Annotated in this window: 19 protein-coding genes; 3 read left to right on the top strand and 16 right to left on the bottom strand. The window is 63.0% G+C overall.

What is annotated here, in order from left to right:
* The first annotated feature begins 2 nt into the window (after window positions 1–2).
* Together C515_RS0109190 and C515_RS20375 are read left to right on the top strand one after the other, a co-directional pair.
* Window positions 3–983: an ABC transporter permease gene (locus tag C515_RS0109190; protein ID WP_051304802.1), complete on the top strand. Its 981-nt coding sequence runs from the start codon at window positions 3–5 to the stop codon at window positions 981–983.
* 160 nt (window positions 984–1,143) lie between these two features.
* Window positions 1,144–2,799, top strand: a complete 1,656-nt coding sequence (locus tag C515_RS20375; RefSeq protein ID WP_051304801.1) for a glycoside hydrolase family 3 N-terminal domain-containing protein — start codon at window positions 1,144–1,146, stop codon at window positions 2,797–2,799.
* Between the two features lie 162 nt (window positions 2,800–2,961).
* On the opposite strand, the gene C515_RS0109180 is transcribed toward C515_RS20375, so the two are convergent.
* The 4 genes from C515_RS0109180 to C515_RS0109165 all read right to left on the bottom strand — a co-directional run bounded on the left by C515_RS0109180 (window position 2,962) and on the right by C515_RS0109165 (window position 6,714).
* On the bottom strand, window positions 2,962–3,789 hold the full coding sequence (locus tag C515_RS0109180; protein WP_028455289.1) for a helix-turn-helix domain-containing protein: 828 nt from the start codon (window positions 3,787–3,789) through the stop codon (window positions 2,962–2,964).
* Window positions 3,790–3,898: 109 nt separating this feature from the next.
* A complete protein-coding gene (locus tag C515_RS20370) occupies window positions 3,899–4,756 on the bottom strand; it encodes an HDOD domain-containing protein (RefSeq protein WP_051304800.1) in 858 nt (285 codons plus the stop codon).
* A gap of 119 nt (window positions 4,757–4,875) precedes the next feature.
* Window positions 4,876–5,742: an HDOD domain-containing protein gene (locus tag C515_RS0109170; RefSeq protein ID WP_028455288.1), complete on the bottom strand. Its 867-nt coding sequence runs from the start codon at window positions 5,740–5,742 to the stop codon at window positions 4,876–4,878.
* Window positions 5,743–5,916: 174 nt separating this feature from the next.
* Window positions 5,917–6,714, bottom strand: a complete 798-nt coding sequence (locus C515_RS0109165; RefSeq protein WP_028455287.1) for a pseudouridine synthase — start codon at window positions 6,712–6,714, stop codon at window positions 5,917–5,919.
* 211 nt (window positions 6,715–6,925) lie between these two features.
* On the opposite strand from C515_RS0109165, the gene C515_RS0109160 reads away from it, so the two are divergent.
* A complete protein-coding gene (locus C515_RS0109160; RefSeq protein WP_028455286.1) occupies window positions 6,926–8,251 on the top strand; it encodes a hemolysin family protein in 1,326 nt (441 codons plus the stop codon).
* A 58-nt stretch (window positions 8,252–8,309) separates the two neighbouring features.
* Here the strand turns inward: C515_RS0109160 and C515_RS0109155 are convergent, their stop codons facing one another.
* From C515_RS0109155 to C515_RS0109100, 12 genes are all read right to left on the bottom strand, one after another.
* Complete coding sequence (locus C515_RS0109155) at window positions 8,310–8,984, bottom strand: substrate-binding periplasmic protein (RefSeq protein ID WP_211234022.1); 675 nt, start codon at window positions 8,982–8,984, stop codon at window positions 8,310–8,312.
* Window positions 8,985–9,202: 218 nt separating this feature from the next.
* Window positions 9,203–10,405 (bottom strand): aspartate aminotransferase family protein, encoded by a 1,203-nt coding sequence (locus C515_RS0109150; RefSeq protein WP_028455284.1) that lies wholly within the window; start codon window positions 10,403–10,405, stop codon window positions 9,203–9,205.
* Between the two features lie 128 nt (window positions 10,406–10,533).
* Entirely contained in the window at window positions 10,534–11,589 is a 1,056-nt protein-coding gene (gene rlmM, locus C515_RS0109145) for a 23S rRNA (cytidine(2498)-2'-O)-methyltransferase RlmM (protein ID WP_043648873.1), read from the bottom strand.
* Window positions 11,590–11,673: 84 nt separating this feature from the next.
* Complete coding sequence (locus C515_RS0109140; RefSeq protein WP_028455282.1) at window positions 11,674–13,209, bottom strand: sensor histidine kinase; 1,536 nt, start codon at window positions 13,207–13,209, stop codon at window positions 11,674–11,676.
* A gap of 114 nt (window positions 13,210–13,323) precedes the next feature.
* Entirely contained in the window at window positions 13,324–13,986 is a 663-nt protein-coding gene (locus C515_RS0109135) for an energy-coupling factor ABC transporter permease (protein WP_028455281.1), read from the bottom strand.
* A gap of 10 nt (window positions 13,987–13,996) precedes the next feature.
* Window positions 13,997–14,635, bottom strand: coding sequence for an alpha/beta hydrolase (locus C515_RS0109130; protein ID WP_028455280.1), 639 nt, complete (start codon window positions 14,633–14,635; stop codon window positions 13,997–13,999).
* A gap of 2 nt (window positions 14,636–14,637) precedes the next feature.
* Entirely contained in the window at window positions 14,638–14,946 is a 309-nt protein-coding gene (locus C515_RS0109125; RefSeq protein ID WP_028455279.1) for a (2Fe-2S) ferredoxin domain-containing protein, read from the bottom strand.
* A 17-nt stretch (window positions 14,947–14,963) separates the two neighbouring features.
* Window positions 14,964–16,049, bottom strand: a complete 1,086-nt coding sequence (locus tag C515_RS0109120) for a hypothetical protein (protein WP_043648870.1) — start codon at window positions 16,047–16,049, stop codon at window positions 14,964–14,966.
* Window positions 16,050–16,395: 346 nt separating this feature from the next.
* On the bottom strand, window positions 16,396–17,217 hold the full coding sequence (dapD, locus tag C515_RS0109115; protein ID WP_028455277.1) for a 2,3,4,5-tetrahydropyridine-2,6-dicarboxylate N-succinyltransferase: 822 nt from the start codon (window positions 17,215–17,217) through the stop codon (window positions 16,396–16,398).
* Between the two features lie 90 nt (window positions 17,218–17,307).
* Window positions 17,308–18,516 carry a succinyldiaminopimelate transaminase gene (gene dapC, locus C515_RS0109110; protein ID WP_028455276.1) on the bottom strand — a complete coding sequence of 403 codons (1,209 nt, stop codon included), beginning with the start codon at window positions 18,514–18,516 and terminating at the stop codon, window positions 17,308–17,310.
* A gap of 130 nt (window positions 18,517–18,646) precedes the next feature.
* Complete coding sequence (gene msrA, locus C515_RS0109105) at window positions 18,647–19,186, bottom strand: peptide-methionine (S)-S-oxide reductase MsrA (RefSeq protein WP_043648867.1); 540 nt, start codon at window positions 19,184–19,186, stop codon at window positions 18,647–18,649.
* Between the two features lie 101 nt (window positions 19,187–19,287).
* Window positions 19,288–20,526 carry an MdfA family multidrug efflux MFS transporter gene (locus tag C515_RS0109100; protein WP_144290410.1) on the bottom strand — a complete coding sequence of 413 codons (1,239 nt, stop codon included), beginning with the start codon at window positions 20,524–20,526 and terminating at the stop codon, window positions 19,288–19,290.
* Between the last annotated feature and the right edge of the window lie 2 nt (window positions 20,527–20,528).

Raw genomic sequence — 20,528 nt, 5'->3', positions numbered from 1 at the left:
CAATGGATGCGGTAATCAGACGCTGGCCCGGCTTGGCCGGGCTGCCCGACTGGCGCGGCATGGTGATTTATTTCGTGTTTGCCGGGCTGTTTTTGCTGTTCGCGCTGCTCTTGCACGACAAGGGCTTTCTCGAGGGCGGCAATCTGATGAACATCGCGCGGCAGACGGCGATGATCGCCATCATGGCGGTGGGCATGACCTTTGTGCTGTCGGCGGCGGAAATCGATCTGTCCTTCGCCGCCGTGGTGGCGCTCTCCTCGGTGACGGTGGCGCTGCTGCTGCCGCATGGCATCTGGGTGGCGGTGCCGGCCGCGCTGCTGGTGGGGGTGGCCTGCGGGCTGGTGAACGGCTTTTTTGTTACCCGCGTGGGCATTCCGTCCTTTCTGGTGACGCTGGGCACCACGGGCATCATCACCGGCATCACGCGCTGGATCACCGAGCTGCAGACGATTCCGGTCGACAATGAAAGCTTTGTCTTCGTGTTCGGCTCGGGTGACCTGGGGCCGGTGTCGGTGCTGTTCATCTGGATGCTGCTGGTGGCGGCGGGCGGCCATGTGCTGCTGCGCAAGACCAGCTTTGGCAAGGAGGTGCTGGCCTGCGGCGGCAACAAGATTTCCGCCATGTATTCCGGCATCAACGTCAACCGCGTGAAGCTGCAGGTGCTGGTGCTCAATTCGGCGCTGGCCGCGCTCGCCGGCATTCTCTACGCCGGGCGGCTACAGAGCGCGCGCTACACGCTGGGCGAGAGCGACCTGATGATGGTGATTGCGGCCGTCATCATCGGCGGCACCAGCCTCTTTGGCGGCAAGGGCACGGTCGTCGGCGCCGTGATCGGCGCGCTGATCATGGGCATGGTCAACAACGGCCTGGTGCTGATGGGGCTGAACGTCGACCAGCAGATGATCTTCCGCGGCTGCATCATCATCGTCGCCGTCACCTTCACCATGGGCCAGCTGCGCCGCGGCAAGAAGCCGCTGGGCTAGTTCTGCCTGTCAGATGGGTATGCCACTGCAGCCATTTATCGATAATGGCTGCAGCGGCATACCCATAAGATTATCTCCGATTTCCCCCTATTGATCCGTGTTATCGACGGCGTGCGAGGCCGTCAGCGGTTTCGCACGCCCATTTTTTGAGGACAGCATCATGTTTGATACCCATCGTGAACAGGCCGCCGCGCTGATCGCCGGCTGGAGCATCGAGGAAAAAGTCGGCCAGCTCTTCATCCTGGCCTTTCCCGGCAAGGACGCCGAAGCGGCGCGCACGCTGATCGAGCGCTACAACCTGGGGGGCTGCTACCTGAGCGAAGACAACGCCAGCACCTTTGCCGAAGCGCGCCGGCTCACCGGCGATCTGGACGCCATCGTGCGCCAGCGCACCGCACACGTGCCGCTCTTGCTGGGCGTGGATCAGGAAGGCGCGTGGAGCGTGGTGACGCGCGAATCGGTCACCGGGCCGGGCAATCTGGCGCTGGGCAAGGCCGACGATGCGGCACTGACCGCCTCGGTCTACGCCATGCTGGCCGAGGAAATGCGCTCGGCCGGTTTCAATTGCATTCTCGGGCCCTGCTCGGATGTGAACCTCACGCCCAATTCGCCCATCATCGATACGCGCGCCTTTGGCGAAGTACCGCTGGATGTCGCGCGTCATGCCGCCGCAGCGGTGCGGGGCGGGCACGCTGGCGGCATCGTGATGTGCGCCAAGCATTTCCCCGGCCACGGCGACACCGTGGGCGACACGCACCGGCTGATTCCGCAGGTGGACAAATCCTTCGAGCGCCTGCAGCAGGAAGACTTGCTGCCGTTCAAGCATGCGATCGACGCCGGTGTCGAGCTGGTGATGACCTCGCACATCCGCTACCCGCAAATCGACAGCATCCACCCGGCCACACTGTCCGCGCCCATCCTGCAGGGTGTGCTGCGCCAGCATCTGGGCTTTGCCGGCATCGTGATTTCCGACAGCATGAACATGGGCGCGATTCGCAGCAACTATGCGCCCGAGGCGGCCGCGCTGCTGGCCTTTGCCGCCGGCATCGACATGATCATGCTGTCCGAGGAGCACTACGATCACAACAGCGACTACCAGGCGCGCCAGCTGGCAATGATCGCTGCGCTGGTCGAGGCCGCGCGTGCCGGGCGCTTCCCGACCCTGGATGAGACAGTCGAACGCGTGGTGGCCTTCAAGCTGTCGCGCCTGCAGCAGATGCCACTGTTGCAGCCATTTGACCTTGCCGCGCATCAGGCACTGGCGGCCCGCGCCGCCGCTACTGCCGTGCGCGTGCAACGCGATCCGCAGCGCATCCTGCCGCTGGCTGTTGACGGCGACGTCATCGTCGTGCGCGCGGCCCGTGCTCAGGATTATGCCAATCTGGTCAACCCGCGCGGCATCGGCCCCAACCAGGCGACGCCGGCATTTGACCATTTTGTCGATGAACTGGGCCGGCAGGGCGCAGCCGGCCGGTGGACGGTGCTGACGCACGAGGAAGCGCAGGCCGAACTGGGCAAGCCAGCCAACCGCCTGACGCGCGCAGAGGAGGTGGTCATTGTTACCGAAAACTACCCGCTGCCAGGCGAGGATTTCCGCCATGCCGAAGCGCAGGCCCTGGTGGCAAAACTGGCGGCGGCGCGGGCAGGGCGCTTGCTAGTGGTCGGATTGCGCAGCAACTACGAGCCGCTGCCCGAAGGCGTGAGCTACCTGTGCGCGTACTCCAGCCGCGAATGCAGCGCCCGCGCCGCCGCCCACGCCTGCCTCGCCCAGCCGCAGGCAGCGGCAGACCGGGAAGCGGCACTCGCCGAGATTTGAGCAGGACTGTAGTTGTTTAAGCAGCCAGCCGGTGATGTTCGCCGGCTGGGCTTGCATGCTTTGGATGACGGGTTTGGGGCCTTGGCGGCCTTTCGCCCTTTTTGCTGGCGTCGTCAGAGCAAAGAGCTGCAGCCCTATGTCCAATCAGCAAAAGGATATGTCTCAGCCCTGCGGGTTCCCCAGTGCGATCAGGTAGTTGCGCAGGTTGATGCCCTTGTTGGTGATGCCAAGCTTGGCGCGCAGGTTGTTGCGGTGGTTTTCCACGGTCTTGGAGGCGACGCTGAGGCTGGTGGCGATTTCCTTGGTGGACATGCCCAGCTTGATGAATTTGGCGACCTGCACTTCGGATGGCGTCAGCAGTGCGTAGAGGCTGGGATCGATGTCGGCGTCGTTGCTCAGCGTGGAGACGACCATGCCTTCGATCAGCTCCAGGCACATGCCGAGGATGGGGTCGCTGATCGCGGCCTTGACCTGGCGGATTTTCGGCAGGTGTTCGTCGCGGATGCGTGCCAGCAATTCGTCCATCTCGCCGCCGCCCTGCCATTCGCGCATGTCGCTGAGCGTGCTGGTGAGGCTGTAGAAGGTTTCGAAATCACCGTGGCCGGGCTGGCTCTCCTGGTCGTCGTCCTGCTGGCCGACTTCGAGATTCCAGAGCGTGTCGTTGACACGGAAGAGGTGCAGCTGCAGGTCGCGGTTGAAGAATTTCCAGCCTTCGCTGCCGGTGACCGTGGTGCGGCTGAGCGCCTTGATGGCCTGCAGATTGTCCGCGCCGATCAGAAAGCCGAAGTCGTCGAGCCTGGTGGCCTGTTCCTGCGCCGGGTAGTTGTGCGCCAGGATTTCGCCCGAGCCGAAGAAGGTGATGATGAAGAGGTTGCGGCAGGCGAGAAAGTGCTGCAGCGCCTCCACTTGCCAGTGCAGGCGCTGCAGGGTGTCTTCATTGGGCTGGACGCTCATGGCGCTGTGGTCTTCGGTGCGACGCATGGCGTCCATTATATCCCTGCCCGGCGGCGTGCTGCGGCGAAAGCGCCGCTTTGCGGCCTGGTCGCGGCTTAAATCCAACGCGGCATTTACCGCGCTGGCCGCGTGACAGAGCGCGGTGCTACCAGAGATTGAGAATCAGCGTGCAGGCGGCATCCATTTCATCCTGCAGGCCGTGGTAGACCGGCAGACGGGCTTCGGTAGCCGGCTGCTTGTCGTCCAGATCCATGTAGTGGATTTCCTGATTGGCGCCGGCGAGCAGGTTGGCGACATAGAGCACTTCGGCCAGTGTGCGCGGCTGTTCGACCGGGGCACGGGGCTGGTCGTGTTCGCGGCTGGCGTCGACGAGCTCCTGTGGCAGTTTCAGGCTGTCGAGCAGGATGTCGCCCACGCTTTCATGCCACTGCGCAACCAGGTACAGGGCGCTTTGCGGGCGCTCGGCCAGATCGGGCTTGTGGGCGGCGTGGTCGAGCAGGTAAAAGGCGCCCAGGTCGTGCATCAGGCCGGTTAGAAAGGCCAGCTCGGGGTCGACGCGCGGGGCCAGGCGGCGTGCGAGCACGCGGGAAATCGCTGCGGTACGCAGGCTGTGCGTCCAGATGAAGCGCGAGATGTTTTCGAATTCGGCCAGATTGGCCGAGCGTTTCAGCTGCTCCATGGTCAGGCCGTGGATGAAGCTGCGGGCATGCTCCAGTCCCAGGCGCTGGATGGCCGCCTCCAGGCTGATCAGCGGGACATTCTGCGGATTGTGCAGCGGCATATTGGCCAGCTGCAGCAGGCGGGCGGTGAGCAAAGGGTCTTTCTGGACGGCCAGCGCCATTTTCTGCGGGGTGACATTCTGGCTTTTCATCACCGAGCTGATCTGGATGGTGGCGTCGAAACAGACCGGGAAGAGGACATCGCCCTCCAGCTCGTGGGCGATCTCCTGCAGCAGGTTGAGGCGGTCGTTGCGCAGTTCTGCGGCGGATTTGTTGGGTGTCATATACATGGCTGTTGCGCACTGTGATGTTTTTTTGTGGCGCAACCATAGCGCAGATGCCAGTGCAAAAGAAAGACGGGCCGCTATTCGTCGGCCCGTCTGTGCCGGTGGCGGCGTGAGGCTTACCAGAGGCTCATCATTTCCGCGCAGGCAGCATCCATTTCCGGCTTGAGGTCGAGGTACTTGGGCAGCGTCAGCTCGACGGGTTCGATCTGGCCGGGCAGGTCGAGGTGGCGGATTTCTTCCAGCCCGCCGGCAAAGAGGTTGGCCACATAAATCACGTCGCTGAGCGTGCGCGGGTTTTCCACCGTGGGGCGCGGCTGGTCGTTTTCGCGCACCCCCTCGATCACTTCCTCGGGCAGGCCCAGGTTGTCGAGCAGAATGGTGCCTATGCTTTCATGCCATTGCGCAACAAGGTATTCGACGGTTTTCGGCCGCTCGTGCAGTTCGGGATAGCGGTTGGCGCGATCAAGCAGGAAAAAGGCGCCAAGGTCATGCACCAGACCGGCCAGCATCGCCAGTTCGGGGTTGACGCGCGTCAGGCGCATGGCAATCACGCGCGCGCACATGGCGGTGCGCAGGCTGTGCTGCCAGATGTCGTGCGCCAGCGTTTCAAAGGCCGCCAGCTCGCGTGAGCGCACCAGCTGCTCCATGGCGCAGGCCAGCGCCGTGCTGCGGGCGATTTCCATGCCCAGCCGGGTGATGGCGGCGCCCAGGTCGATGATTTGCTGGCCGGAGGGGTTGTAGGTGACGCTGTTGGCGAGCTTGAGCAGCTTGCTGGTAATCAGCGGGTCTTTCTGCACTTCGTGGGTGATGCGCTGCAGCGAGGCCGTCTGGCTCTTCATCACGGTGCTGATCTGCACGGTGGCGTCAAAACACACCGGGAATACCACATCGCCTTCAAGTTCCTTGGCAATGTCCTGCAGCATGGCCAGGCGATCATTGCGCAGTTCGCTGAGCGGCTTGTCGGGAGTATGAATGGACGTCATGGCGCAGTATCTGTGGCAGGCTGGTCGGGAAGGCAGAAATTCCCGCTCCGACTTGCTGCGCCGTACTGCCGGAATTGTCCTGGCGGCGCCGCCGTGCGGGGGAATTTTCGGCTGCTCATGGGCAAAAGCATAGCGCACGCTGCAGATTGCGGGTGAAGATTTTGCAGTGCAACATCAGCGCTGCCGACCGCTTGCCGCCGCCAGCGCGGCATTCAGTGCGGCCAGTTCTTCCTGGCCCAGCGCACGTGACTGACCCTTGCCAAGGTCAGCCAACCGCAAGGGGCCGATGGCCACGCGCACCAGACGCAGCGTGGCGATGCCGTGCGCCTCCAGCAGCCGGCGGATATGCCGGTTGCGGCCTTCATCGAGCGTGATGGCCAGCCAGCTGTTTTTCTCGCCCTGACGCAGCACTTCGGCATGCTTGACGGCGAGCCGCCCCTCCGGGCTGTCCACACCGGCATGCAGTCGCGCCAGCAGGGCATCGTCAGCCAGCTGGTCGATCTGCACGTGATAGATCTTGTCCAGATGGCTGGCCGGGTCGGTCAGTCTGGCGGCCCAGCGCGTGTCGTTGCTCAGCAGCAACAGGCCTTCGCTGGCCTTGTCCAGCCGACCGACCGGTCCCAGCCACGGTAGTGCCTGCATGTCGAGCAGGTCATATACGGTTGCGCGGCCCTGTTCATCACTGGCCGTGGTCACAATCCCGCGCGGCTTGTTCAGCATCAGGTAGACGTGCCGGCTGGCGGTGACCGGCTGGCCATCCACATGCAGCCGGTCTTTCTGCACGTGCACGCGTCGTCCGAGATCGCGCTCCGTTCTGCCATTGAGCGTGACTCGTCCGGCCAGCACCAGTGCTTCGGCCTGGCTGCGCGAGCAGAATCCCAGCCGCGATAGCGCGCGGGCAATGCTGGCGATGTCGCTGCTCTGGCCGGATGGCGGGGCGGGACGGGTGGGGCGGGGCGGTGGTTTGCGCATGGTCATTTCTCGACTGTGGGGCGCAGCATACTGGATGAGGGGGCGCGGCGGAAACCGCTGGTCCGGTTTGCGGCAAAGTGGGCCAGGCGTCGCGACGGCTGGATAATCCGGCGCCGCGTTTTGCCTCAGGCCGGAAAAGCATCCCCGGCATCGGCTACAATGCCGGGGATGCGCTGCCCGCGTTCCGGGCGGTACGGTCACTCCGGAATCCATGAACAATTTCTTGCTGATCCTGCTTGCCCTCCTGCTGGTGGGCCTCAACGGTTTTTTTGTCGCTGCCGAATTCGGGCTGGTGAAATTGCGGCAGACACGCGTGCGCAGCATTGCCCGCCTGCATGGCCTGCGCGGACGCATCCTGCAGCATGTGCATGGCCAGCTCGACGCCTATCTGTCCGCCTGCCAGCTGGGCATCACGCTGGCTTCGCTGGGGCTGGGCTGGATCGGTGAGCCCGCGTTTGCCGAATTGCTGCATCCTGTGCTGGCTGCGGTGGGGATAGACGAACCGAAGCTGGTGCACACGATTTCCTTCGTGTTTGCCTTCAGCGTGATTTCCTTTCTGCATATCGTGGTGGGCGAGCTGGCGCCCAAGTCGCTGGCCATCCGCAAGCCCGAAGCGACCGGCATCTGGACGGCCACGCCGCTGTATGTCTTTTACTGGCTGATGTACCCGGGGATCTGGCTGCTCAACCGCAGCGCCAATGCCGTATTGCGGCTGGCCGGGCTGGATGTGGCTGGCGGACACGACAGCCATTATTCATCCGAAGAACTGAAGCTGATCCTGCGTGGCCGGCGCACGGCCGGGCAGAACCACGGCGAGCTGGACTGGAACGTGCTCGCGCAGGCCCTGGATTTTACCAAGCTGAAAGTATCCGATCTGATGCGCCCCTTTCACGAGGCGGTGGCGCTGCATGCGGATGACAGCCTGGCCACACAATTTGCCACCATTGCCCAGAACCGCTACAGCCGCTATCCGCTGCTTGATGAGGATGGGCATGTGCAGGGCGTCGTGCATCTGAAGGATGTGTTCTTCCGCCACCTGCAGGATGCCGACGAACTTGACCTGGCCGAGCTGGCCCGTCCGATGGAAGTCGTCACCCCGCAGACACCGGCCGTCGAGCTGTTCCGGCGTTTTCGCGCCGGCTCGCCACATTTTGCCGTGGTCTGCTACGACGATGAAACGCCGATCGGTTTCGTGACGCTGGACAATCTGCTGGGGGCCGTGGTGGGCGAAATCCGCGATGAATTCCGCCAGGCCCGGCAGGACTGGCTGGTGCAGGATGACGGCACGCTGATCGGCAAGGGCAGCCTGCCACTCTTTACCCTGAGCCGCGCGCTGGGCATGGACATCGACCACCCGGAAGCGGAAACCGTCGGCGGGCTGATCCAGTGGAAGCTGGGCAACCTGCCCGAAGAAGGTCAGCGCGTGGAATTCGACCGTTTCGATGTGGTGGTCAAGAAAATGCGTGGTCCGCGCATTCTGCTGGTGCGGGTCATGCCCAAGGTGCTTGACGAGGTTGCTGCGCATCATCACCCGTAATACATGGGTGTGTATGCCTGTGAAGCCTATTTGGTTAAATGCTTGGTGGCGTATACCCCTAGATGCCTTTTGCTGGGCCGCTGCCTGCGGGTTGGGTTCCACCAGCAGCAAGCGGCTTGCGGCAGCTGGCCAGTTCTCGGTTGAACGTCGGCAGGAAATCGCTGGTTTGGGTGGCCAGAAACTGATGGCTGAAATACAAGCCCATCGGTTTGTCCTGCTGCAGCGTCGAGCGGATGCGCCCGTCCACTCCGGCTTTCTGGATGGCTTCCTGCATCGCCAGATCGCTGGCCAGTACGGCCTCAACACGCCCGGCCAAGAGCATGCGCAGCAGCTGATCGTGATTGTAGGGAGCGGCGTAGATCATGTAGCCGCTCTGCTTGAGCCACTGCATCATGTTCGAGCCCAGATAGGCGCCGACTCTGGAACGGTTGCGGAAATCGGCATCAAGCGGATCGGCCGTGCTGCTGCTGAGCTGGTACCAGCGCCATTGTTGCGGCGCCACGGTTGCGCTGAGGGTGGCATAGGCATCGCGCTCGGCATTGCGTGACGCGGGAAAGAAACCGTCGGCCTGGCCCGCTTTTACCGTGTTCTGAGCACGCAGCCAGGGGACAAACTGGAACTGTGCCTGACGCCCCATGCGCTGTAATGCGCAACGTACGGCTTCCAGCGCCAGACCGCTTTGCCGGCCCTGCCGGTCTTCCAGGTTGTAAGGTGCCTGCTGCTGTGTCATCAAGCGGATAACGTGCTGTTCAGCAAAGGCCTGAGATGCATGGAGCAATGACAGGAGCAGCAGAATCGAACGCAAGATCAGCATCCTTACTGGCGGCAGGAGTTGTTGTTATAAGTGTTTTCCCTGACTCATGTCCAGTAATTGTTTGTAAGTTCCGTGCGCGAATGGCAGAAATGCAAACGGCAGCCCAAAGGCTGCCGCTGTTGCCTGTTTCAGGGTGATCAGGCCGTGAAGCGGCTCAGCGCCCGGCCAAGGCGCGCCAGGCCTTCGGTGATGTCAGCATCGTCAATGACCAGCGAGGGCGCGAAGCGGATCACGTTCGGGCCGGCCATGAGTACCATCAGGCCTTCCTCAGCGGCGAGGTTCAGGATGTCCTTGGCGCGGCCGGCATACTGGTCGCTCAGTACCGCACCTATCAGCAGTCCCATGCCGCGCACTTCGCTGAAGACCGGCGTCGCGGCATTGAGCGTTTGCAGGCCATCGACATACAGCTGGTGTTTGGCTTTCACACCGGCAAGCACCGCCGGATCGTTCACCACATCAAAGACCGCACCGGCCACCGCGCAGGCCAGCGGATTGCCGCCGTAGGTGGTGCCGTGCGTGCCGGCGACCAGGTGTCTGGCGATGTCGGCGGTCGTCAGCATGGCGCCAATCGGGAAGCCGCCGCCCAGGCTCTTGGCGCTGGACAGAATATCCGGCACCACACCGTACTCCTGATAGGCAAACAGGCTGCCGGAGCGGCCCATGCCGGTCTGCACTTCGTCGAAAATCAGGAAGGCATTGTGCTTGTCGCACAGCGCGCGCACGCCTTGCAGGAATTCGGCCGTTGCCGGCAGCACGCCGCCTTCACCCTGGATGGGCTCGATGATCACGCAGGCGGTGTCGTCGTCGATCAATGCCTTGAGGCTATCAAGGTTGTTGTATTCGAAATAGGCGATGCCTTGCGGCTTCGGGCCGAAGCCGTCGGAATACTTGGGCTGGCCGCCGACGGTCACGGTAAAGAAGGTGCGGCCATGAAAGCTGTTCAGCGTCGAGAGCACCTTGTGCTTCTGCTCGCCAAAGCGCTCGATGGCGGCACGGCGGGCGAGTTTCAGTGCGGCTTCATTGGCTTCAGCGCCGGAATTGCAGAAAAACACCTTGTCGGCAAACGTGGCGCCGACGAGTTTTTCGGCCAGCGCCAGAGCCGGCTCGTTGGTGAACACATTGGAGACGTGCCAGAGGCGGCCAGCCTGCTCCGTCAGCGCCTTGACCAGCGCCGGATGGCAATGCCCCAGCGCATTCACGGCGATGCCGCCGGCGAAGTCGATGTATTCGCGACCTTCCTGGTCCCAGACGCGGCTGCCCGCGCCGCGCACGGGCACGAAGGCGGCCGGCGCGTAGTTGGGAACCATGTATTGATCGAAGGCGGAGCGGGTCAGGGACATTGGCGGATCCTTGCTGAATGCAGTACGGAGTAAGGCTGAAAATGATAAACCAGATTATGTGACACGGGGGCAGGCAGAACCGCAAAACATCCCGTAGGGCCTTGCCCTCTCGTCAGTTGCAAGGGGGGTCAGTCCTTGCCGACGCGAATGTAGCAGGTGATTTCTTCGCGGTCGTGATACAGGTGCCGCGCTCGCAGTCGATAACGCAGGCCGGCATCGTCCAGCGCATCGGTGATCACTTCCAGGCAGCGGGCGACCTCGGCGTGGCGTTTTTTCATCGGCAGCTTGAGGTTGAACACCGTCTGGCGCGCCGTGCCGCTGGCCAGCCACTGGGCGATCAGACTGGCAATGCGCACCGGCTGCTCGACCATGTCGCAAACCAGCCAGTCGACGGCGTGCTTGGGTTTCCAGCGAAAGCCGTCTTCGCGCACGTGCTTGACCTGCGGGTGACCATCCATGCTGCCTTTCATCGGGCCGTTGTCAATGGCATAAACCTTGAGGCCGCGATGCACCAGCTGGTAGGTCCAGCCGCCGGGCGCGGCACCCAGGTCGACTCCGGTCATCCCCGCCTTCAGCCGCCGCTCGGGTTCGTCGACCAAGGTGATGAAGGCCTCCAGCAGTTTCAGGGTCGAGCGACTGGGCGCTTCGGTAGGCATGCGCAGGCGCGGAATGCCGCACAGCCAGTCGCCGGGGCGAACGCGGCGCAGGCCGATGAAGACTTCGTTCTGCGCGGCAAAAAAGAGGTGCAGTCGCCATTGCAGCGGCCCGTCACTCAGCCAGCCCTCGGCCCGGCAGGCTTTTTCGACATGCGGCTGGAATTTGCGCGCAAAGCTGGAGAGCGCCTTGCCTTCATTGGTATCGGGATATTCGATCCAGACTTCCTGGAAGGCTGGTGCGTGCTCGCGCAGAAACTGCACGATGGGCGTGAGGCGATCTCGCTCGGGCAGACTCAGGCGGCCGAGCACCGGCACGCATTCGCGAACGAAGATCATTGATTGCGGTTTGCCGAAATCCTCCTCGCTGCGGGCTGCTGCCGTCTGATAAGCCCAGCCCGGGCCGGTTTCCTGCTGGCCCTGCTTGCCATAGCGCTGCTGCAGGTCAGCCAGGCATTCGGTTTCGAAGCCGGGCCGGCAATAGGCGATGTAACCGGACGGAGAGCTGGTGCTGGGGGCAAGGGTCGACATGGCGGGAAGAGGGTGAGGCGCAAAACCGGCAAGGATACCCTAAGCGGTCGAGGCGGGCATCAGCGCTGCGATCCAGGCCGCCGCTTATTCACCCGCGCCGCTGTCGAGCTGAGGACCCATCTTGGGGATGCACACGACGAAACTCGTGCCCATGCCGGACTGGGAATTGACGAAGATATTCCCGCCCAGTGTCTGCGTGACCAGATTGTAGACAATGTTGAGCCCCAGTCCGCTGCCGCCGCTGCCGCGTTTGGTCGTAAAGAAGGGGTCGAAAATGCGCGGCAGCAATTCGGCCGGGATGCCCTTGCCGTCATCGCTGAACGACAGCGTGACCATATTGCCTTCTTCTTCGGCTGCAATGCGGATATGCCCGGTCTGTCCCGGTTCGAAGGCGTGCGCCATCGCATTGGTGAGAAAGTTGGTGATGATCTGCGACAGCGCGCCCGGGTAGCTGTCCATGCGTATGCCTTGCGGGCAATTGCTGCTGATCTGGATGGCCGAATGCTTCAGTGTGGGCTTGAGACTGGTGATGATTTCTTCCAGATAGTCGCGCAGATCAAATTCGCGCCGGGCTTCGGAAGTCTGGTCGACGGCGACGCGCTTGAAACTCTGGATCAGTTGCGCCGCCCGTTCGGCATTGGCGAGAATCAGGTTGGCCGATTGTTCGGCCACGCTGCCGTACTGGATCACTTCGGATTTTTTCAGCGCATTGCTTTCCAGTGCCAGGCGGAAATTGCGCGTTTCATCGACGAGCACCGACGCCGAGGTGACGATGACGCCAACGGGGGTATTGATTTCGTGAGCGACCCCGGCGACCAGATTGCCCAGCGAAGCCATTTTCTCGGACTGCACCAGCGAATTCTGGGCGTCTTTCAGCTGCCGGTAGGCTGTTTCGGCGTTGTCCTTGGCCTGGCGCATTTCCGCTTCGGCGTGGCTGCGCTCGGAGATGTCGGCCATCAGCCGCTGCGCGATGCGGTTGAAGCCGGTCATGACGTCGGCGAATTCGGCATAGCGGATGTCTTGCAGGTCCTGGATGTGGTCTTTCTGTTCGGCAGCCTGATTGAGGCGATCACGCAGCTGGTTGAGCGGGCGCATGATGGCAATGCTGACCGTGTGGCTGAGCGCCAGCAGCAGCAGGATGTCGAGCAGAATGATTTCCACGATGCGCTCGACGATCTGCTGACCCAGGGCGGCCTGAACCGGTGCATCGGTGATGTTGACGCTCACCTTGCCCAGTGGCTGGGGATTGCCGGCATAAAAAACCGGAAACGTGATGGTGTTGCCATCCTGGCTGGGGGTCTTGCGCTGGGTCGGGGTGATCTGGCCTCCGGTCTTGATGCGACCGGCAAGGATTTCATCGTTGTTGTAGACCTCGATGCTGCTGACGTAGGGCAGGCTCATTTCGGCGTCGAGCACCTTGGCCAGCTGCTCGTCGTCGAAATTCCAGATCAGGTTGGGCAGCACCGTCTGCAGGCGGTTTTGCAGCGACTGGATGGACAGGTTCATCTGGCTGCGCAGATCGCGCTCGGCCCGCCAGTAAGTCACCGCTCCTGAAAGTGTCAGCGCTGCGGTCACGACGCAGACAAGCAAAATGTTCAGGTGCTGCCGAATACTGTTCATGAAACTCCCCGTGGCTCTGCTCTGCAATGTAGGCATCTTGGGGCTTTTGGGCAAGCAAATGGCATGATCTGTTGTGCGCTGCCTGTATCCCGGGCTTGCGTGTGGCTGGCGCGCTTACTTCCGGTGCAGATACATGGCGTCCGAGAATGTGACAACCCATTGCGGCCGCCAGATCACCAGCATGGTCAGGTTGAGTCCGGTGGTAAAGGCCTCGGGAAAACCAAGCAGAAAATAGAAGGGAAACTGCTCCGCAAAAAGGTCGCTGCCGGGATGTGCCGCCACCAGTGTCAGCAGGCTGCAGGTGGCCAGACCAGCCAGCCACATGCCCAGTGCGCTGACGGCAAAGCAGTTGACAAAGATATAAATGAAAAAATGCTGGGGCAGATGGCGCACGGCCAGCCTGAGCGCCGTGCTGGTCAGCAGGATGGGCAGCCAGGCGCTCAGCAGCCAGCTCAAGCCCGCCGCGGCAAAATCGCCATGCCCCTGGCTTGTGTCTGCCAGCACGATGACGGCCATGCCGAGCATGGCGCGCGGCGCACCGGCAATCAGCGCCAGCGCGCTGGCGCCCAGCAGGTGAAAACTCACGCCGGGCATGATGCCGGTGCGCAGCTGCCAGAGCAGCAGGATCAGCGTGGTGGCGCCGAACCAGCCGGTCAGCGCTGCCTGCGACAGGGCAAACCAGGGAATCTGCAAGGCCGCACGCAGCAGCAGCACGATGGCAAGCCCGTTGCCCAGCCACAGCAGCCAATCGGGGAAGTGCGCCGCCAGCAGATTCATCGGTCGGTGCTCAGGGCCGCCAGAAACGGCTCACCAGATCTGCCAGCAGTGGCAGCTTGCCATGGAAGAAGTGGCCGACGCCGGGCGTCACGACCACTGGCAGATCCTGTGGTCGCGCCCAGTCCAGCACGGCCTGGAGCGCGATCACTTCGTCTTCTTCGCCATGGATGACCAGGGTGTCGGCCGGCACCGCAGGGAAGTCGTAGCGGCTGATTGCCGGGCCGACCAGAATCATGCTCTCTACTTCCTGATCGGCCAGGCGCTGGCGCAGCCGGCTTTGCACCAGCGTACCGAAGGAGAAGCCGGCCAGCGTCAGGCGCTGCAGCTGCGGATGTTCCGCGCGCGCATGTGCCAGCACGGCAGCCATGTCATCCGGTTCGAATTCGCCACGGCTGTGCGTGCCCTCGGATTTGCCCACGCCGCGCAGATTCGGGCAGTACGCCACATAGCCCATGCGCGAGAGCGTCTTGGCCAGCGTGTGCACGATCTTGTTGTTGAAGGTGCCACCCTCGGTCGGGTTGGGGTGCGCCACCAGCGCGATGCCGACCGTCGCGTCCAGCGCGGAGGGCAGGCGCTGGCATTCCAGCAGACCGGCCGGGCCGTGGATGTGGATCAGTTCGAAACTGGGAGCCTTGCGAACGCCACTCATGCCTACACCTTCAGCCGCTCGACGACTTCACCCTTGACGAGGTGACGGTCGATGATTTCGTCGATGTCATCCTTGTCCACATAGGTGTACCAGGTTTCTTCCGGGTAAATCACCAGCACCGGGCCATCGTCGCAACGATCCAGGCAGCCAGCCTTGTTGACGCGCACCTTGCCCGTGCCGTTGAGGCCGAGGGCCTTCACACGATCCTTGGCATAGGCCTGCATCGTGCTTGCCCCGCAATTGTTGCAGCAGGATTCGCCCTCGGCGCGCTGGTTCTGACAGAAAAAAACGTGGTATTTGAAGTAACTCATGCTCGGGCTCCGGCGGCTTATTGCAGTGATTGTGCGGCGTTGTGTGCGGTGACGAAGAAGGGCAGGCCGTCAACGTCCTTGTCCGGCTGTACGCCCTCGATCAGGCGCACATCGCTGACCTGGCATTCCTGGAACAGCTCGAGCGCATACTGCTGGATGGCTTCGACGCGGTCGCCCGGCGCCAGTGGCCAGACATAGCCTTCCCAGCGTTCGCTGTCTTCTTGCGCCGAAAAGCTGATGCGCACTTCCGCCGGCTCGTGGCTGGCGATGCAGACCACCGGTGTGCGTCCCTTGCTGCGGATGCTGCGCAAGGCGTTGCTGGCGGCAACCTGCAGGCGGATTTCCAGCTGGGTCTGGCGCGCGCCATCCTGGGCGGCGAGCAGGCCCTGCGGTGCCCGCGGAATCGGAAACAGCGTCAGGCCGTCCTGCGCCAGCGTGTCCCCCACCAGCTTGGCAAGCGCATTGGCCCAGTTGCCGACCTGACCACCCAGACGCAGCGCAGGTTCGGCACCGGCCTCCTGGCGTACCACGCCGACCAGGTAGCGCAGAAAGACCCCTTCGTTCTTGAAAGTCAGCGCGGTGGCGGGCAAATCAGCCGGCAGCGGCTGGCTGGCGTCATGGTTGTCGCGCCACTGGCGCAGCTGGGCAGGATTGATGGCGGCCAGCGTGTCGGCGTGCACCAGTGCCCCGGACAGGGTAATCACCGCATCGGCGCGCAAGAGACCCTGCTCGCGCAGGATGGCCTGCACGGCATTGGCATCGAGGTGGTCGGCCAGCGTGATGTCGTTCTTGCTGCCGGCAACCAGTATCAGCGGAATGGCAAAGGGCAGGGCGGCCGCGCCGGTGCTGGCCGGGCCTTCGACGCGTTCCAGCAGCAGATCCCACAGGCTTAACCAGGCATCCTGCGAGGGTGCTTGAGTCAGCGCGGCATTCAGGGCGGGATGGTCACGGCTGAGCAGCAGTTCGTCGAGCAGATCCGCCAGTTGCTGGCGTTTGCCGGCACGCAGTGCGGCATCCTTCTCGGTAAGAAAGCTCATCAGGGCACGGATGACCGGATTGCTGGGGTTGACGCGGGGATATTGGCGCGGGTCGGGCAGGTACATGGCGGCACACACGGATTGGCAATGCCGCGCATTATACCTCCGCGGCGCAAGCGGGTGGCCGCCAGGCAACTGCAGGGCATTAGCAAACGTTAATGCATTGATCCGTTTGACAAAATTTGCCTTGTAAGGTAAATTACCTACGTTGGGATGCCGTCGTGGTGTTCTGATTAGTTTCTCCTTTGTAGATGTAGTTGGTAACCCGGTTCGCTTGGCGACCCGGGTTTTTTTTATGCGTCGCGCGTGCCGGCACCTTGGGCAAAAACAAGGCCCGGCGCATGGCCGGGCCTTTGGGTATTGCCTTGCAGCCCTTTTATGAAAAGGGCTGTGGCCATATACCTATTGCTGCTTAAATGCCGCGCAGCAGTTCGTTGATGCCGACCTTGCTGCGGGTCTTGGCGTCAACCTTCTTCACGATCACGGCGCAGTAGAGGCTGTAGCTGCCATCAGCGGACGGCAGGTTGCCGGAGACCACCACCGAGCCGGCCGGGATGCGACCGTAGCTCACTTCGCCGGTTTCGCGGTCGTAGATGCGGGTGGACTGGCCGATGTACACGCCCATCGAGATTACCGAGCCTTCCTCGACGATCACGCCTTCGACGACTTCCGAGCGGGCGCCGATGAAGCAGTTGTCTTCAATGATGGTCGGGCCGGCCTGCAGCGGCTCGAGTACGCCGCCGATGCCGACGCCGCCGGAGAGATGCACGTTCTTGCCGATCTGTGCGCAGGAGCCCACGGTCGCCCAGGTGTCGACCATGGTGCCTTCATCGACAAAGGCGCCGATGTTGACATAGGACGGCATCAGCACGACGTTCTTGGCAATGTAGGAGCCGCGGCGGGCGATGGCATTGGGCACCACGCGGAAACCGCCGGCGCGGAAATCGGCCTCGGTGTAATCGGCGAACTTTGACGGCACCTTGTCGAAATACTGCGTGCAGCCACCGGCCATTACGACATTGTCATTGATGCGGAAGGACAGCAGCACGGCCTTCTTCAGCCACTGGTGCGTGTGCCAGTTGCCGTCGAGCTTTTCGGCAACGCGGTATTGTCCCTTGTCCAGGCCGTTGATGACTTCGTTGATGGCGTCGCGCAGTTCCGGCGACACATTGCCCGGGTTGATGTCGGCGCGGTTTTCAAACGCGGTTTCGATGACTTGCTGCAGATTGCTCATGGCACGGTCCTTGTGAGGCGTGGTTTCAAGATGAAGATGGGTATCTGGCTACAGCCCATGATGTACATGGGCTGTAGCCAGATACATGGCTTAATTGCTGAGGGCGACATCCGCCTGGCAGAGCGCCACAATGCGCTCGGCACCCGCGACGCATTCGGCCAGCGGCGCGACCAGGGCAATGCGGATATAGCCTGCGCCCGGATTCACGCCATGCGCCTCGCGGGCCAGGAAAGAGCCCGGCAGCACGGTAATGTGCGCTTCGCTGAACAGCCGCTTCGCAAAGGCCAGATCGTCACCACCCGGCACTTTCGCCCACAGGTAGAAGGCGGCATCGGGTAGCGAGACATCGAGCACGGTGGCCAGTTTGGCGGTCACGGCTGCGAATTTGGCCGTGTACTGCGCGCGATTGTCGGCGACATGCACCTCGTCGCGCCAGGCCGCAGCGCTGGCCGCCTGCACGGTCGGACTCATCGCGCAACCGTGGTAGGTGCGATACAGCAGGAATTGTTCGAGGAGCTTTGCGTCACCGGCGACAAAACCGGAGCGCAGGCCCGGGACGTTGGAGCGCTTGGACAGCGAGGAAAACATCACCAGCCTCTCGTTGCTGCGGCCAAGCTTGGCAGCGGCTTCCAGACCGCCCAGCGGCTTTTCGTCGCCAAAGTAGATTTCCGAATAGCACTCGTCGCTGGCGATGACAAAGCCGTAGCGATCAGACAGGGCAAACAGCCGTTCCCAGTCGGCCAGCTTGGCGACCGCGCCGGTCGGGTTGCCGGGGCTGCACACGTACACGAGTTGCGTACGCGCCCACACCTCGTCGGGGACGCTGTCCCAGTCGGGCTGGAAGGCGGTTTCGGCGGTGCAGTTCACATACCAGGGCTCGGCGCCGGCAAGCAATGCTGCGCCTTCATAGATCTGGTAGAAGGGGTTGGGCGAGAGCACCACCGGCTGGTGTGCCACACCGGTATTGATGACTGCTTGTGCGAAGGCGAACAGTGCTTCACGGCTGCCGTTGACCGGCAGGACCTCGGTCGCCGGATTGGGGGCGGCAATGCCGTAGCGCTGCGCGATCCAGTCGCTGATGCTGCGGCGCAAATCGTCCGAACCTTGCGTGGCCGGGTAGGCGGACAGGCCGGCGAAATTGGCGACCAGCGCGTCCTTGATGAATTCCGGCGTCGGGTGTTTGGGCTCGCCGATCGACAAATTGATGTGCGCAAGGCCAGCAGCAGGTGCAAGGCCGGCAAAGAGTTCGCGCAGTTTCTGGAACGGATAGGGCTGCAACAGGGCAAGACGCGGTGACATGAAACGGAGCCGGATCAGGGAAAACGGCAATTATAACAGGCTGCCGCAAAACAGCCCGCCCGGCGTTTGGCGCGCGCGCCGCAGTGCAGCCTTGCCCGGTTTTCCACGCCCGGGCTGGCCGCTGCGCCGCTCAGTCTTCCGCCCCACCCGCGAGGTGTGCCGGGAAATGCGCTGCCAGTTTCTGCAGCTTTGGGGCGATGACCACCGCGCAATAGGGCTGGAAGGCATGTTGCCGGTAGTAGTCCTGATGATGGGCTTCGGCCGGCCAGAAGGGGCTGGCGGGCAACAGCTCGGTGACAATGGGCTGGGCAAATTCGGCCTGCCAGCGCGCCACGGCGGCACGCACCTCGGTCTCCTGCTCGGGCCGGTGCCAGTAAATGCCCGAGCGGTACTGGCTGCCCACATCATTGCCCTGCCGATTCAGCGTGGTCGGGTCGTGAATCGTGAAAAAGACGTCAAGCAGCGTTGCCAGCGAAACCTGTGTGCTGTCAAAGCCGAGCTGGACGACCTCGGCATGCCCGGATACGCCGGTGCATACCTGTTCATAGCTGGGGTTTGGCCTATGCCCACCCATGTATCCGGATGTCAGCGAATGCACGCCTTGGATACGCTGATATACCGCCTCGATACACCAGAAGCAGCCGCCGGCCAGGGTAATGGTGTCGTGCATGATGGTTCTCCCGGGATGATGCGCATGGCAAGGAAATGTGCTGCGATTGTGAGCCCTTGCGCCAGTGCCGGGCAAGCCGCCGGCCAGTACTTCGCAGGTGGTCAGCGCGGGGCAGGCACCGGCACCTCCTGCGCGCGCTGTCCGGCTCGCAGGAACTGGCGCAGCAGCCACACGGTCGCGATGCCGCTGGCGGCGGTCAGCAGCAGGAAACCGGTCATGGCGCTGGCGATATAGGCCAGTCGCGCAATCTCGATACCCATGGTGTAGCTCAGCAGCGTAACCATCCCCAGTGCGGCCGCCACCGCCCCTTTGCTGGCGGTGCTGGCAAACAGTACCAGGCGATACAGCCCGGCCGAGGCCATGCCGCAACCCAGTGCATATACGCTGAAGCCAGCGACCAGCAGGACGATGCTCTCGGGAAATGCAAACGAGGCCAGCAAGGCGAGCGCCAGCCCGCCCAGCAGGAAGGGCATGGCCAGCCACAACAGGCGCACAAGGCGCATGCGGCTGACCAGCCAGGCCAGCAGCACATTGCCGGTGATCAGTCCGGCAAAGATTGGAATCTGCCAATAACCGAAGGCCAGCGCCGAGAGCTGGCGATCGGTCATCAGGATGACCGGCGACTGTCCCAGCCAGGCCAGCAGGGGCAGGCCCGCTGCCGCCAGCGCCAGTGCTCCGCTGAGAAAATGCCAACTGCCGAGGATGCTGCGGTATTCCTGCCAGAGCGTGCCCACACGCAATGGGCTCTGTACGCGCGGGGAGGTTTCCGGCATGGCGAAATAAAGCCCGGCGAGCCCCAGCGCGGCCACCATGGCGATCAGGATGAAGACCCAGTGCCAGCTGGCGTATTCGATGACTACGGCACCGGCCAGCGGGCCGATCAGCGGCGAGATCAGCGCCACATTGGCCATCATGGCGGTGACACGGATGGCGGCGATCTCGTCGAAAGACTCCTGGATTGCGGCATAACCGACGGCGACCAGATAGCACAGGCCAAAACCCTGGATGAAGCGCCAGACCAGGAAGCTGGCCATGCTGCCGCTGAGCAGGATCGCCAGACAGCTGAAGACAAAAAAACTGGCGCCGGCCAGCATGACCGGACGCCGGCCGATACGATCCGACAGCGGCCCGAGCAGCCATTGCAAGGCCACGCCGCCTGCCAGATAGGCAGACATGCTGCTGGGCGCCAGGCCCGGATCGGCGCCGAAATTGGCCAGCACGGCCGGCATGCCCGGCAGGATCATGTCGTTGCCGATGTAGGTGGCAAATTCGTAGAGCACCAGCGCCAGCGGAAACAGCAGCGTGCGCAGGGTGAGGGTGGTGTGCGGGGTACGGGACATGG

Origin of the sequence: Chitinilyticum litopenaei DSM 21440 (assembly GCF_000428145.1) — a bacterium.
GTDB lineage: Bacteria > Pseudomonadota > Gammaproteobacteria > Burkholderiales > Chitinibacteraceae > Chitinilyticum > Chitinilyticum litopenaei.
This window is presented reverse-complemented; position numbering and strand designations above follow the sequence as displayed.